Annotated in this window: 12 protein-coding genes and 1 tRNA gene; 11 read left to right on the plus strand and 2 right to left on the minus strand. The window is 64.8% G+C overall.

Features of this window, described 5'->3' with window-relative positions:
- Positions 1-25: 25 nt before the first annotated feature.
- The 3 genes from selA to BXE_RS24475 all read left to right on the plus strand — a co-directional run bounded on the left by selA (position 26) and on the right by BXE_RS24475 (position 3,489).
- Complete coding sequence (selA, locus tag BXE_RS24465; protein WP_011490812.1) at positions 26-1,456, plus strand: L-seryl-tRNA(Sec) selenium transferase; 1,431 nt, start codon at positions 26-28, stop codon at positions 1,454-1,456.
- Entirely contained in the window at positions 1,453-3,366 is a 1,914-nt protein-coding gene (selB, locus tag BXE_RS24470) for a selenocysteine-specific translation elongation factor (RefSeq protein WP_011490813.1), read from the plus strand. The genes selA and selB overlap by 4 nt, the downstream gene beginning before the upstream one ends.
- 27 nt (positions 3,367-3,393) lie before the next feature.
- A tRNA-Sec gene (locus tag BXE_RS24475) sits at positions 3,394-3,489 on the plus strand.
- A 114-nt stretch (positions 3,490-3,603) separates the two neighbouring features.
- Here BXE_RS24475 and BXE_RS48225 read toward each other — a convergent pair.
- Positions 3,604-3,765, minus strand: coding sequence for an IclR family transcriptional regulator domain-containing protein (locus tag BXE_RS48225; protein WP_407668635.1), 162 nt, complete (start codon positions 3,763-3,765; stop codon positions 3,604-3,606).
- Between the two features lie 47 nt (positions 3,766-3,812).
- Here BXE_RS48225 and BXE_RS24480 point away from each other — a divergent pair, with 47 nt between their 5' ends.
- Positions 3,813-4,574: an MFS transporter gene (locus BXE_RS24480; protein WP_407668636.1), complete on the plus strand. Its 762-nt coding sequence runs from the start codon at positions 3,813-3,815 to the stop codon at positions 4,572-4,574.
- Positions 4,575-4,647: 73 nt separating this feature from the next.
- Here the strand turns inward: BXE_RS24480 and BXE_RS24485 are convergent, their stop codons facing one another.
- Positions 4,648-5,544 (minus strand): LysR family transcriptional regulator, encoded by an 897-nt coding sequence (locus BXE_RS24485; protein ID WP_011490814.1) that lies wholly within the window; start codon positions 5,542-5,544, stop codon positions 4,648-4,650.
- A gap of 98 nt (positions 5,545-5,642) precedes the next feature.
- Here BXE_RS24485 and BXE_RS24490 point away from each other — a divergent pair, with 98 nt between their 5' ends.
- The 7 genes from BXE_RS24490 to BXE_RS24520 are packed head-to-tail and all read left to right on the plus strand — an operon-like array spanning position 5,643 to position 14,452.
- The gene (locus tag BXE_RS24490; RefSeq protein ID WP_011490815.1) at positions 5,643-7,178 is read left to right on the plus strand and encodes an aldehyde dehydrogenase; all 1,536 of its coding nucleotides are present in this window, start codon (positions 5,643-5,645) and stop codon (positions 7,176-7,178) included.
- Positions 7,179-7,209: 31 nt separating this feature from the next.
- Complete coding sequence (locus tag BXE_RS24495) at positions 7,210-8,322, plus strand: ABC transporter substrate-binding protein (protein WP_011490816.1); 1,113 nt, start codon at positions 7,210-7,212, stop codon at positions 8,320-8,322.
- A 14-nt stretch (positions 8,323-8,336) separates the two neighbouring features.
- Positions 8,337-9,170 carry an ABC transporter permease gene (locus BXE_RS24500; protein WP_011490817.1) on the plus strand — a complete coding sequence of 278 codons (834 nt, stop codon included), beginning with the start codon at positions 8,337-8,339 and terminating at the stop codon, positions 9,168-9,170.
- Entirely contained in the window at positions 9,167-10,018 is an 852-nt protein-coding gene (locus BXE_RS24505) for an ABC transporter permease (RefSeq protein ID WP_011490818.1), read from the plus strand. The genes BXE_RS24500 and BXE_RS24505 overlap by 4 nt, the downstream gene beginning before the upstream one ends.
- A gap of 19 nt (positions 10,019-10,037) precedes the next feature.
- Positions 10,038-11,630, plus strand: a complete 1,593-nt coding sequence (locus tag BXE_RS24510; RefSeq protein WP_011490819.1) for a phytoene desaturase family protein — start codon at positions 10,038-10,040, stop codon at positions 11,628-11,630.
- 31 nt (positions 11,631-11,661) lie between these two features.
- A complete protein-coding gene (locus tag BXE_RS24515; protein ID WP_011490820.1) occupies positions 11,662-12,756 on the plus strand; it encodes an ABC transporter ATP-binding protein in 1,095 nt (364 codons plus the stop codon).
- 55 nt (positions 12,757-12,811) lie between these two features.
- Positions 12,812-14,452 carry a class I adenylate-forming enzyme family protein gene (locus tag BXE_RS24520; RefSeq protein ID WP_011490821.1) on the plus strand — a complete coding sequence of 547 codons (1,641 nt, stop codon included), beginning with the start codon at positions 12,812-12,814 and terminating at the stop codon, positions 14,450-14,452.
- The last annotated feature ends 20 nt before the right edge of the window (positions 14,453-14,472 follow it).

The following is a 14,472-nucleotide window of genomic DNA, read 5'->3' on the forward strand; positions in this document are numbered from 1 at the left end:
AGTAGATCAGAAAAGGGATTGCCTCGTGAGCGATGTAAGCGGCTCTGAATTGCGGGCGCTGATGGCGCGCGTGCCGTCGGTGGAAAAAGTGATGGCGTCGGCCGAGTTCACGCCGCTGATCGGCGAGTACGGCCGCACGCAGGTGTTGGGCGCGGTGCGCGAGGCGCTCGACAACTGGCGTACGAGCGCGCAGTCGGGCGCCGCATCCGTGAGCGCGCTCGACGCCGCGCAACTGAAGGACTCAGTCGAAGCCACGCTGCGCCAGCGCAACCAGTCGCGCCTGCGTAGCGTTTTCAATCTGACCGGCACCGTGCTGCATACCAACCTCGGCCGTGCATTGCTGCCTGACGAGGCCGTGCAGTCCGTCATGAAGGCGCTCACGCAACCCGCCAACCTCGAATTCGATCTCGACACCGGCAAGCGCGGCGACCGCGACGATCTGATCGACGAGCTCATCTGCGAATTGACCGGAGCCGAAGCCGCCACCGTGGTCAACAACAATGCGGCCGCGGTCCTGCTTGCGCTGTCCGCGCTGGCGTCGAAGAAAGAAGTGATCGTGTCGCGCGGCGAACTGGTCGAGATTGGCGGCGCGTTTCGCATTCCGGACATCATGAGCCGCGCGGGCGCGAGGCTGCGCGAAGTCGGCACCACGAACCGCACGCATCTGAAGGACTACGAGGAAGCCATCGGCCCGCAAACCGCGCTGCTGATGAAAGTCCACGCGAGCAACTACGCGATCAACGGCTTCACCAAAGAAGTCGGTCTGGATGAAATCGCGCCGCTCGCCCACGCGCGTGGCCTTGCGGTTGCCGTGGACCTCGGCAGCGGCACGCTGGTCGATCTGGGCCAATGGGGTTTGCCGCGCGAGCCGACCGTGCGCGAAACCGTCAAGGCCGGCGCCGACCTCGTCACGTTCAGTGGCGACAAGCTGCTCGGTGGTCCGCAGGCCGGGTTGATCGTCGGGCGTCGCGATCTGATCGCGAAGATCAAGAAGCATCCGCTCAAGCGCGCGTTGCGCGTCGGCAAACTGACGCTCGCCGCGCTGGAGCCTGTGCTGCAGCTTTATCGCGCGCCCGAAAAGCTCACGGAGCGGCTCACCACGCTGCGCTTGCTGACCCGTCCCGCCGACGATATCCGGCTCGCTGCCGAGCGCGTACAGCCCGCTTTGCAGCGGGCGCTCGGCGAACGCTATGCGGTCGCGGCGGAGCCGATGTTCAGTCAGATCGGCAGCGGAGCCTTACCCGTTGATGTGCTGCCGAGCTACGGCCTTGTCGTCAGAACGGCGGACGGCAAACGCGGCGGCCGCCAATTGCTCGCGCTCGAAAAGCTGCTGCGCGAGATGGCGCGGCCCGTGATCGGCCGTATCGCGGACGACGCATTGCGCCTCGACCTGCGCTGTCTCGAAGCCGCCGACGAAGCGCAACTGATCGGGCAGCTGGAAGGCGTGCGCGCATGATCGTCGGTACGGCGGGACATATCGACCACGGCAAGACGAGCCTGGTGAAAGCGCTGTCGGGTGTCGATACGGATCGTCTCAAGGAAGAGAAAGCGCGCGGCATTTCGATCGAATTGGGCTATGCGTACGTGCCGCTCGAAAACGGCGACGTGCTCGGCCTGATCGATGTGCCGGGGCACGAGAAGCTCGTGCATACCATGACCGCGGGCGCCAGCGGCATTGATTTCGCGCTCCTCGTGATTGCCGCCGACGACGGCGTGATGCCGCAAACGCGCGAGCATCTGGCGATTGTCGAGTTGCTCGGCATCCGGCGCGGCGCCGTCGCGCTGACCAAGGTGGACCGCGTGGACGCGCAGCGTTTGCAGGAAGTGCACGACGAAGTGAGCGCGTTTCTGAGCGGCAGCGTGCTGCAGGACGCGCCCGTCTTCGAGACCTGCGCGACGCGTTCCGGCGACCCCGGCGTGGCCGCGCTGAAAGCGCATCTGTTCGCGGCGGCCACGGCGTGGCGCATGAAGCGCGACGACGGCCTGTTCCGTCTCGCCGTCGATCGTGTCTTTACGCTCGCGGGCCAGGGCACGATCGTGACCGGCACGGTAGTATCGGGCCGCGTGACGGTGGGCGACACCATGCTGCTCGCGCCGAAGAATCTACCGGTGCGCGTGCGCAGCATTCACGCGCAGAATCGTGCGGCGCAGACTGGGCGAGCGGGCGAGCGCTGCGCACTGAACCTCGCGGGCATCGAGAAGAGTGCGATCGATCGCGGCGACTGGGTCGTCGATCCACGGCTTTCGCAGGCGTCGGAGCGAGTCGACGTCATGCTGACACTGCTTGCCGATGCATCGCTTACGTTGGAGCATTGGGCGCCGCTGCATGTGCATCTGGGCACGCAGCACCAGGTCGCGCACGTTGCGTTGCTGGATGGCGAAGCACTCCACGCCGGTCAGCGTGCCCGCGTTCAACTGGTATTCGAGCGCCCTGTCTGCGCACTGCCGGGCGATCGCTTCGTGGTGCGCAACGCGCAGGCCACTCGCACGATTGGCGGCGGCCATGTACTCGATCCGTTCGCGCCGTCGCGCAAGCGTCGTTCGGCTGAGCGGCTGGCGTGGCTCGACGCGCTTCAGGTCATGCTCGACACCGGCACGCTCGACGCCCTCTTCGCCAGAGCGCCGCATGGTTTGTCGCGCTCGCTGCTGGAACGCTTGACGGGCATGCCGGCGGCCGCGCTGGCGCTACCGCCCGGCACGCGTATAGTCGAACTGCCTCACGAGGACGCGTTGCTGGTTGCCGATGCGCTTTGGCAAGCGCTCAACGCGCGATTGACGACAACGCTCGCCGAATACCACGAACGCTCGCCGGATGAGCTGGGCCCGGACGTCTCGCGCTTGCGTCGGATCGCGGCGCCGCTGGTGGACGACGCGCTGTGGCGCGCGCTGGTGGACGATGCCGCGCTGCGTGGCGAGATCGTCAAACGCGGGCCCTGGTTGCATCTGCCGGGCCACGCGGTGACGCTCGACGACGCCGATCGCTCGCTCGCGGCAACGCTGCTTCCCGCGGTGAAAGCGGGACGTTTCGATCCGCCGTGGGTGCGCGATCTGGCCACCGCACACGGCGTATCCGAAGAGCGTGTGCGTCAGTTGATGCGCAAGCTCGCGCGGCAGGGCGAGCTGTTTCAGGTCGTGCGCGATCTCTTTTATCACCAGCAGGTGATTCGGGAACTGGCTTCGATTGCGGCGGCCGAGGCGCAGAAGAATGCCGGCACGGTTGCGGCCGCACCGTTTCGCGATGTGACGGGACTGGGCCGCAAACGCGCGATCCAGCTTTTGGAATTCTTCGACCGGGTTGGGTATACTCGCTTCCACCGTGGGCTGCATCTGCTGCGCACGGATAGTCGTTGGCTCGATCTGCTTTGATCGGCCACGTGTAGTTCAATCACCGTAGGAAGGCATTCGTATCCGGTGGTGCGGCTGGGCTTCAAACCCAGTTGAGGGCGTCAGACGCTCTCAGGTCGGTTCGACTCCGGCTGCCTTCCGCCAGACATCTGCCTTCCGGGCCCTTCCGGCTTCTTCCGTCGATCCATGAAAGTTCGCGGCTACGGCCGCTCCGGGCTACGCCTGTTGAATTGCGCGGAAAACTTCCTGGCAGCGCAGTCACTTCCGGATTCTGGAAATCCCATTCGACACGATGCGGGCGCAGAATTTCACGCGTTCGGCAATGCGGATTATTTCGGCATCACTGATTGATGTACTAGCCATCGAGATGCTCAAGCTGCCAACCACGGCATTCTGATTATCCAATACAGCGGCTGCAATACCGGTGACGCCTTTCGTGACCTCGCTGGTGCTCGAGCTCCAGCCTGATTGCCTGTGCCGTCTCGCCGTCCATCGACATGCTGATCACGGCGCGCACCGTCCAGAGTATCGGCGGTGCGTGTCTCGCCACAGTCGGCCCGGCGCTCCTGCGTATCGTCGTGCCTCATTCCATGATCGGGCGCGCACTCGGCTGGCTCGCACTCATTGTCGCGTTGTCGGCTTCCACTGGCCCAGGTCTCGCGGCGTTCATCCTGCATGCGTCGAGCTGGTCGTTGCTCACCTCGATCTGCGCGTACGCTGCGCAGGCTATGGCACTGGTGTCGTTGCCCTTCCTGTTCGAACAGACCTTCGGCCGCAGCATCCGGGTGAGCGGCATGCTGATGACGCCGTGGCCGCTCGTGATCGTGATCGTGGCGCCCTGGGCCGCACGACTGGCTGAACGCTATCGTGCCAGTGTCCTGTGTGCCATTGGTCTGGCATTGCTCGCGGGCGGACTGTGGGCGTCTGCCGCGCTGCCGGCAGACGCAGGTAATCTGTCGATTGCGTGGCGGCTCGTGATTTGCGGCACAGGCTTCGGGCTGTACCAGACGCCGAACAACAGTATGGTGATGACGAGCGGGCCACGTAACCGCAGCGGTGCCGCGTCTGCAATGATGAGCCTGGCAAGACTGGTCGGCATGACGCTAGGGGCTGCTGCGGCAACCGTGATGCTCGGCAAGGGCATCGACCACGCAACCTTCACGGCGCTGGTGCTCGCGGGCGGTATCGCGGCGGCGGGTTCAGGGATCAGTCTGCTGCGGTTGTTGTGAACGCCTTTGGCGATTCGTTTCACCTTCATCGCGAATGAGTTGCGCGTTCAGCGGCGTGTTGACGGTCCAGAACTCAACCCATCGCCATTTCGCCGGCGGTTTTTCTCAACTGCGAGACGAACTGGTCGACGATCACCGAGCGCGGTCTGCCCGGTGCGAACAGAAAGCGCGGCTGTACGGGCACGGAGGGTGAAAACCGCCGCGACACCAGATCCGGAAACGAGCGGCTCATCAGCGCGAAGGGATCGACCAGTGCTACCGCGTCGGCCTCCCTCACGAGCGCGCACAGCACTGGCGTGCTATTGGAAACGAACACGCTCGTAAATGGCCGGCCCTGCGCGCGAAACGCTTCGCGCAGGCGCCAGCCCGTCAGCGTATCTTCACCGAACGTGGCCAGCGCCTCGTTGTCGAGCAGGCGTGGTGTAATCGTCTTGCGCGAGGCGAGCGGATGCGCCGCGCGCATCACGCAGCGCAGGTCTGCGCTGCAGAACTCTTCCACTTCGAGCGTGCCGGACGGCGCGGCCACATCGAGAATGCCGAAGTCCGCCTGATTGTTGTTCACGTATTCGACGACGTGACGGGTGGGTAACGCGCGCACGTCGAATTCGACATAAGGATGCGTCTTGCGGAATTCGCCCACCGCCCGCGCGACGATGGTGGTGGCAAGCATCGACACCGTGGACACGCGGATCGAACCGCGTTGACCCTGGCGGATCTCTCTCGCGGTCTCGGCAATCGACTGCACGCTGCCGAACAGCCGCTCGATCTCCGGCAGGATGGACTCCGCTTCAGGCGTGCATACGAGCCGCCCTTTTACGCGCAAGAAAAGCGTCAGGCCGATTTCCTCCTCCAGCATGCGCAGCGTCTTGGTCACGGCGGGCTGCGACACATAGAGCAGACGCGCGGCGGCAGACACGCTGCCGGCCTTCACGACCGCGCGGAAGATCTCGAGATGGCGCACTTTGAGCATGGAGGAGTCGGGTAAAGGTATAACTTTCCGGAAGGAACAAGCTTAGCATAATGTATTGGTTTTCATAGTTTTGAAACCGTACACTGGATTTCAGTGGCATGAGGAATACGCAGTTCACCCAAATTTCAAGGAGCTTTGTTGTGAACATTCCAGACGCATCGGTGTGGCGCGCCCGCGCGCAGGAGATCCGGCCCGAAGGCCGCGCGTTCATCGACGGAAACTACGTGGGCGCGCTGTCGGGCCGCACCTTTGCCACCGTCAACCCGGCCACGGGGCAGGTGATCGCGCAAGTCGCGGAGTGCGGCGAGGAAGACGTGAACCTGGCGGTCGCAAGCGCGCGCAAGGCGTTCGAATCCGGTGTCTGGTCGCGCCGTGCGCCCGCCGAACGCAAGGCCGTGATGCTGCGCTTCGCGCAACTCATGATGGAACACCGCGAGGAGTTGGCGCTGCTCGAATCGCTCGATGTCGGCAAGCCTGTCGCTAACGCCTATAACGGCGACATCGTCAGCTCGGCCACCTGCATTCAATGGTACGGCGAGGCGATCGACAAGCTGTACGGCGAGACCGCGCCCGCCGCCCCCGACATGACCACGATGATCGTGCGCGAGCCGCTCGGCGTGGTCGCCGCCGTGGTGCCGTGGAACTATCCGCTTTCAATGGCGAGCTGGAAGCTCGGTCCCGCGCTCGCTGCGGGCAATTCGGTCGTGCTCAAGCCGGCGGAACAGTCGCCGCTGAGTGCGATCCGCATTGCCGCGCTCGCAATGGAGGCGGGGCTGCCGGCCGGCGTGCTGAACGTGCTGCCCGGCTACGGCGAAACGGCGGGTCGCGCGCTCGGCCTGCATATGGACGTGGACGCGGTCGGATTCACCGGTTCGACGGCGGTCGGCAAGCTCTTCATGCAGTACTCGGGCCAATCGAACATCAAGCGCGTGGGGCTCGAATGCGGCGGCAAGAGCCCGCATATCGTGCTCGACGATTGCGCCGATCTCGACGCGGCCGCGCGCGCCGTTGCGGCGGGCATCTTCGGCAATAGCGGCCAGGTATGCAATGCCGGCTCGCGCCTGATCGTGCAGGCGGCCGTGCGCGACGAACTGCTGGAAAAGGTCGCGGCCATCGCGCGTGAACTCGTGCCCGGCGATCCGCTCGATCCCGCCACGAAGATGGGCGCGATCGTGAGCGACGTGCAGCACGCCTCGATCATGTCGTACATCGACGCGGGCCGTGCCGACGGCGCGCGGGTTGTCGCGGGCGGTCGCGCGGCGCGGCCCGAATCGGGTGGCTACTTCATCGAGCCGACGGTCTTCGACGGCGTGAACAACGACATGCGCATCGCGCGCGAAGAGATTTTCGGACCTGTCCTTTCGGCCATCACGGTCGACTCGCCGGAAGAAGCGGTGCGGGTCGCCAACGACACCATCTACGGTCTCGCCGCCGCGGTGTGGACCTCGAACGTTACGCGCGCGCAGCAGGTGTCGCGGCAATTGAAGGCGGGCGTCGTGTGGGTCAATTGTTTCGACCGCGGCACGATGTCCTCGCCGTTCGGCGGTTTCAAGCAATCCGGCTTCGGCCGCGACAAGTCGATGCATGCCTTCGACAAATACATGGACTGGAAGGCGATCTGGATCGCCGGATAACACAGTGCCCCGACCACTCATGGAGACCAACATGAAAGCGCCTCTGTCCCACCGCTGCAACAAGGCAGTCAACGACGCCGATGCCGATGCCGCCACGCAAGCCGATTCTTCGTCGCGTTCGCGGCGCGCCTTTCTGCAGCGAGCCGGAGCGCTCGCCGGCGCGGCGATCCTCGGCGCGCCCGCCATCGTGCGCGCTCAATCTAAAAGCATCAGCGTAACCTGTTGGGGCGGTGCGTATGAGGCAGCGGTGCGTGCCGCCTTCGCCGAGCCGTTCACGAAAGAGACCGGCATCGCGGTGAATCTCGTCAACAGCGCCGACCTCGCGCGGATGAAGGTGCAGGTCGAATCGAAGAACGTCTCGTGGGACGTGTTCGACAGCATTGGGCCGCAGATCGTCGCGGGCTCCCGTGGCGGGATGTGGGAAAAGCTCGATCCGGCCATCGTCAGGACCGACGGACTCATCACCAGGACGGGCGCGGACTTTGTCGGCACCTATTCGTACGCGGGCGGTATCGGCTTCGACCCGAAGCGCGCCGGCAAGCATCCGCTCACCTATGCCGAGTTCTGGGACGTGACGGCGTTTCCGGGACGCCGCGGCCTGCGCCCGCGGGTGAGCGAGAACCTCGAGATGGCGTTGCTCGCCGACGGCGTCGCGCCCGACAAGCTCTATCCGCTCGACATCGAGCGAGCCTTCAAGGCAATGGACCGTATCAAGCCGGCGGTGCGCAAGTGGATCGAGACGACGCCCGAGACGGTGTCGCTCATCGCGAGCAACGAACTCGATTTCACTTACACCTACCTGAGCCGCGTGCTGCCGGCGCAGCGCGCGGGGACGTCGATCGCGATGTCGATGAAGCAGACGCTCAACAGCCTCGAATATCTCGCGGTGCCGAAGTACGGCAAGAACACGCAGGCGGCGATGAAATACGTGGCGTTCTGCCTGCGCCCGGACCGTCAGGCGGCGTTCTGCGAAAAGGTGGAGTTCGCACCGAACGTGGCTCAGGCGTTGCCGCTCGTCTCCGCTACCGCGAAGGCGCGCATGCCGGACATGCACGACCCTAACAGCGTGATCATCAACGACACGTGGTGGGGCGATCATTACGACGCGCTGCAGAACCGTTTTACGACGTGGATGCTGACGTAACACGGGAGCGGGCGATGAACTATACGCTGAACCTCAAAGCCGTCGTGGCGATGCTGCTGCCGCTTTACGGCCTGCTCGCGGTGTTTTTTCTCTGGCCGCTCGGCGTGGTGGGATGGTCGAGCGTCTATGAGCACGCCTTCACGCTGCGTGGCTACGAGCAGGCGCTGAGCAGTACGCTGATTCATCGCGTGCTCGGCAACACCGTGATCATCAGCGTGCTCGCCACCGCAACCAGCCTCGTGCTGGGCTATATCGTCGCGCTGCATCTCGCGCGCATGCCGGCAGGGAAACGCGCACCGTATCTGGTGATGGTGATGCTGCCGTTCTGGACCAGCATTCTCGTGAAAAGCTACGCGTTCACGGTGGTGCTGGGCAGCGCGGGTATCGTCGCGAAGCTCGCCGGATGGCTGAGCGGCGATGCGTGGCATCCGGATCTGATGTTCAGCCGCACGAGCGTCGTAATCGGGATGACCAATTATCTGCTGCCCTTCATGGTGCTGCCGATTCTGGCGAGCCTCACTACGCAGAACCGCAATCTGAAGTCTGCCGCCGAACTGATGGGCGCGGGTCCGGCGATGATCTTCACGCGCATCACGCTGCCGCTTTCCATGCCGGGCGTAGTGGCGGGCGTGCTCATGTGTCTCACGCTCTCGATGGGCATGTACATCACGCCCGCGTTGCTCGGCGGCCCGCGCGACATGATGCTCGCCAACCTCATCGACTTTTACACGCGGCAGACGCTCGACTGGACGCTCGCCGCCGCGATCGCGATGATGCTGCTCGTGCTTTCCGGCGCGCTCATCGGAATGCTCGGGCGCGTGCAGCACGGCAAGGAGGCACTCGTATGATGAACACTGCGGCCCACGTGGGCAAAGACTTGGTCCAGCCCGAACCGAAGCGCCGCGACCGGCGCGCGGCGCTGCGCGTGCTGGGTTCGGTCGGCGGCTGGTGCGGCTATCTGTTCCTGCTGCTGCCGAGCCTCGTGATCGTGCCCATCTCGTTTGGCGGCGGCAGCGAACTGACCTTCCCGCCGCGGACCTTCTCGTTCTCGTTATTCCAGCAGTTTTTTGCGGATCCGGCGTGGTGGGGCGCGTGCATGACGAGCGTGATGGTGGCGCTGCTCGCTTCGGCGATCGCGATCGCCGTGGGCGTGCCCGGCGCCTATGCATTGGCGCGCGGACACTTTCCGGGCAAGCGGGTGCTCGAAACCCTGGCGATCACGCCGATGCTCGTGCCGGTGGTCGTGCTCGGGCTCGGCATCTACAAGCAGTTCTCGGCGCTCGCGCTCGTCAACACGATAGGCGGACTCGCGCTGGCGCATGCGGTACTGGTCGTGCCGTTCGTGATCATCGCGGTGGGCTCGGGGCTGCGTCACGCGGACGCGTCGCTCGAAGCCGTAGCGCTCGTCATGGGTGCGAGCCGCACGCGCATCTTCTTTCAGGTGGTGCTGCCGCAGATCCGCGCTTCGGTGGCGGTGAGCGTGCTGTTCGCTTTCCTGCTCTCGTTCGACGAAGTGGTGGTCGCGTACTTCATCTCGGGGCCACAGACCACGACGCTGCCGGTCAAGATGTACAGCGCGATTCGCTGGGAAGTGTCGCCGGTGCTCGCTGCGGTCTCGACGCTCCTCACGCTGATCTCGCTGCTGGTATGCCTCGGCATCATGACCTTGCAGCGGCGTGATTCCGACACCGAATAATCTTCAGGCTGGCACTAACATGACGAACAGGTACGACGCAGTGATCATCGGGGCGGGACATAACGGGCTCGTGTGCGGCGCCTATCTTGCGCGCAAAGGCTTCAAGGTCTGCCTGCTGGAGCGGCGTGAGCTCGCGGGCGGCGCGGCCGTGAGCGAAGCGGTCTGGCCGGGCTATCGCGTGTCGACGGCGTCTTACACGATGGCGCTACTGCAGCCGCGCATCATCGACGAACTGGAACTGGCGAAATACGGCTATGAGATCGTGGTGCCGCCGCCGATGCTGCATCTCTACGGCGACGGTCGCAGCCTCCTGTTCCGCCCGGAGGGCGAGCGTCTGAGCGCGGACATCGCGCGCTTCAGCGAGGCGGATGCGGATGCCTACGGCAAGTACCGGGCGCACATGGCGCGCCTCGGCAAGATGGTCGCCGGGATGCTGTGGGAAACGCCGCCCGATCCCGCCGACAGCACGCTCAGTGCGCGCAGCCGCCTGTTGGGTTTCGCCTGGCGCTTCCGCGACATGGGCGAGCAGTTCTACGACCTTTACGACGTGCTCACGTTGAGCGCACGCGACTATCTTGCGCGCTGGTTCGAGTCGGACGAAATGATCGCCGCGCTGGGTTTCTACGCGTCGTGCGGCGGTGCGGCAACGAGCATCTGCTCGCCCGGCTCGGCGTATGTGCTGTTGCGCGGCTTCATTCGCGACCACACCACGAGCGCGGGGCCGGCCGGTTTCGTACGCGGCGGCATGGGCTCGATCTCGGAGGCGATCGCCGCATCGGGCAAGGCGTACGGCATGGAAGTGCGCTGCAACGCGCCGGTCGCCTCGGTCGAGATCAGCGGCGAGCGCGCGACGGGCGTGCGTCTCTCGTCGGGCGAATTGATCGAAGCGGGCTGCGTGATCTCCAACGTCGCCACCAAGGTGTTGTTCCAGCAACTGGTGGGCGCGCAGAACGTGCCGCCGGAATTTCTTGCCCGCGTGCGGCAGATTCGCGACCGCTCGACCGCCTTCAAGGTCAATCTCGCGCTCCGGCGTCTGCCCACGTTCAAGGACTTCGACGCGCGGTCGGCAGGCTTCGCCTATCCGGCGCAAGTGCGCCTCGCGCCTTCGGTGGAGTATCTCGAACGCGCGTGGGACGCCGCCAAATACGGCGAGATCTCGCCGCGGCCGCCGCTCGTCGTGCTGACTCCCAGCGCGGTGGACCCAGGCGTCGCGCCCAAAGGCAAGCACCTGATGAGCATCTTCGGCCAACACGCGCCCTATGCGCTGCGCGACGGCCCGTGGGACGACGCGCAGCGCGAGCGGCTCTACCAGATCACGCTCGACACGCTGGCGGCCTACGCGCCCGACATACGCGAGTGCATCGACGATGCGCAGGTGTTGTCGCCCGCCGATCTCGAACGCATTTTCGCGCTGCCGGGCGGCCACGTGCATCACGGCGAACTGAGCGCGGACCAGATTTTCTTCCGGCGCCCGGTGCAAGGTGCCGCGGACTATTGCACGCCGGTCAAGGGGCTCTACCAGTGTGGTGCATCGGTCCATCCCGGCGGCGGCGTCACGGGGGTGCCGGGTTACAACGCGGCGCATGTCGTCGTGCGCCGCGAGCGGCATTGAGCGGCAACCTCAAAGGTATAGGAATTCCACGATGAACATGATCGAACTGAAGCAGGTCTCGCGGCGCTACGGTGCAGTGCAAGCGCTCGCACCGCTCGATTTCAGCGTGAAGCAGGGCGAGTTCGTCACGCTGCTCGGACCGAGCGGGTCGGGCAAGACGACGCTGCTCAACGTGATCGCGGGCATGGTGAATCCGTCGTCCGGGCAGATCTTCGTGCGCGGCGTCGATATCACGAAAGCGCCGCCGAGCGCGCGCGGCCTGGGCATGGTGTTCCAGAACTACGCGTTGATGCCGCACATGACGGTGTTCGACAATATTGCGTTTCCACTGCGCGTGCGCAAGATGCCGAAGGACGAGATTGCCCGCAAGGTGAAAGACGTGCTCGACATGGTGCGGCTGCCCGACATCGCGCAGCGCAAACCGAAGGAGTTGTCGGGTGGCCAGCAGCAGCGCGTGTCGCTCGCGCGTTGCATCGTCTACAACCCGGCGCTGATCCTGCTCGACGAGCCGCTCGGCGCACTCGACAAGAAACTGCGGGAGCAGATGCAGTTGGAGATCCGCCGGTTGCATGCTGAGCTCGGCATCACGATGCTCAACGTTACGCACGACCAGGACGAAGCGCTGTCGATGTCCGATCGCATCGTGCTGATGAACGAGGGGCGCGTGGAACAGATCGCGACTCCCGACGAACTCTATCGCTCACCGCGCACGGCGTTCGCGGCAAGTTTCATCGGGACCGCCAATCTGATCTCGGGCACGGTGGAGCACCATGCGGGCGAACGGGCGCTCGTCTCGACCCCGCTTGGCATGCTGCGCGCCGCGGCGACCGCGTGCACGGCGTCGCGAGGCGAGTCCGTCACGCTGCTGGTGCGTCCGGAGAGCGTGCGCATGGGGCCCGCATCCGATTCGCCGACCGGCGACGGCGCGGACGGTTTGCGCCATGCGGGCACGCTGGAAGACTCGATCATGCTCGGCAGCGTGGTGCGTCATCACGTGCGCCTTACGGGCGGCATGCAGATGGTGGTGCAGCAGCAGGACAGCCGCCGGCGCCCGGCGCCCGAGCGCGGCGCACCGGTGCTGCTCGATTGGGCGCCGGAAGATTGCCAGATGATCCTGCAGGACTGAGCCTCGCTATTGGTTCGCCTCGCTGTGCGAGGCGTCGACATTTCTGGAGAACAGTATGAGAACACAGTCGCCGACCGTGGAGGACGAACTCGTTCGTCGAAAGCGTCAGGAACAGCTCGCGCTGCCCGAGTCGCTCGGACAGTTCGTGCGCGAGCAGGCCGCGCTTCACGGCGAACGGATCGCCGCGGTATGGTTCGACCGCGGTATCAGCATGACGTATGCGCAGATCGACAGCATGGCTTCGCAGCTGGCGGATTCACTCGTCAAACGCGGCATCCGCAAGGGTTGTCATGTCGCGCTGATGTTGAAGAACGCGCCCGAATTCGTGATCACGTGGATCGCGCTTGGACGGATCGGCGCCGTGATGGTGCCGGTCAACACGTCCTATACGCAGGACGAGCTGGTGTTCGTGCTGACCGACGCCGACGCGCAATATCTCGTGATCGACGCCGAATTCCTGCCTCGTCTTGCCGCCGCGCCGGCACTGCCCGGGCTACTCGCGTGGGAGCGCGTGATCGTCTGCGGCGAGAGCGAGCATCCGTTGCGATGGGCGGCGCTGCTCGAGGCCGGCAGTGCCGATTTCACCGCGCCGAGCGCGGTGTCGCGCCACGATCTGCTCAACCTGCAATACACCTCGGGCACGACGGGTTTTCCGAAAGGCTGCATGCTTAGCCACGACTACTGGATGATTCATTGTCACGGCGCGGCGCGGCATCGGCGCGGCCCTGAGGCGGGTATCGAAAACGTGCTGATCTGGGCGCCGTTCTTTTATATGGACCCGATGTGGCAGTTCCTCATGACAATGAAACTCGGCGGCACCGCGTACATTGCGGAGCGTATGAGCCTGACGCGTTTCATGTCGTGGCTGATCGACTATCGCATTCACTACTGCATCTTTCCCGAGCCTGCGTTGAGCCAGCATCCGCGCGGCCCGCGTGACGCGGAGGTGCATCTGAAGTACATCAGCATCTACGGCTGGACGAGGTCGGCGCGGGAAGAAGTGCAGGCACGCTTCGGTGTGATCGCGCGCGAGGGTTTTGGCATGACCGAAGTGGGGACGGGCGCACTGGTGCCCGCCTGGGCCCACGACAAGGCGCTCGAGCGTACCTGCGGCTTGCCCGCGCCGTTTCGCGAACTGCAGATCAGGCGTGAGGACGGCAGCGTGGCCGAAGTCGATGAAGTCGGCGAACTCTGGATTCGCGGGCGCGGCATCCTGTGGGGTTATTACAAACGCCCCGAGGCGAACGCGGAAAGTTTCGACGGCGACTGGTTCCGTACCGGCGATCTATTCCGGCGCGATGCGCAAGGCTTTTATTTCATCGTGGGCCGCATCAAGGAGATGATCAAGCGCGCGGGAGAGAACGTCTCGGCTACCGAAGTGGAGACCGTGCTGCGCGGCATGGATGCGATCGACGAGGCCGCAGTGGTGGCCGTGCCCGATCCGCTGCGCCGCGAGGAAGTGAAGGCCTATCTGAAACTGCGCGAAGGACTCACGCAAGGGGACGTGCCGCCCGCGGCCGTGTTCGAGCATTGCGCGCGCCATCTCGCGCCGTTCAAGGTGCCGCGCTATCTGCAGTACATAGAGGGCGATTTTCCGCGTACGCCTTCGCGCAAGATCGCCAAGAAGCGGTTGATTGCCGAGACGGTGGATCCGTTCGCCGATACCTTCGATCGCCAGGAATCGCGTTGGCGTTGACGCTTCGTTTGCCGGAGACT

This window comes from Paraburkholderia xenovorans LB400 (genome assembly GCF_000013645.1).
GTDB classification, from domain to species: domain Bacteria; phylum Pseudomonadota; class Gammaproteobacteria; order Burkholderiales; family Burkholderiaceae; genus Paraburkholderia; species Paraburkholderia xenovorans.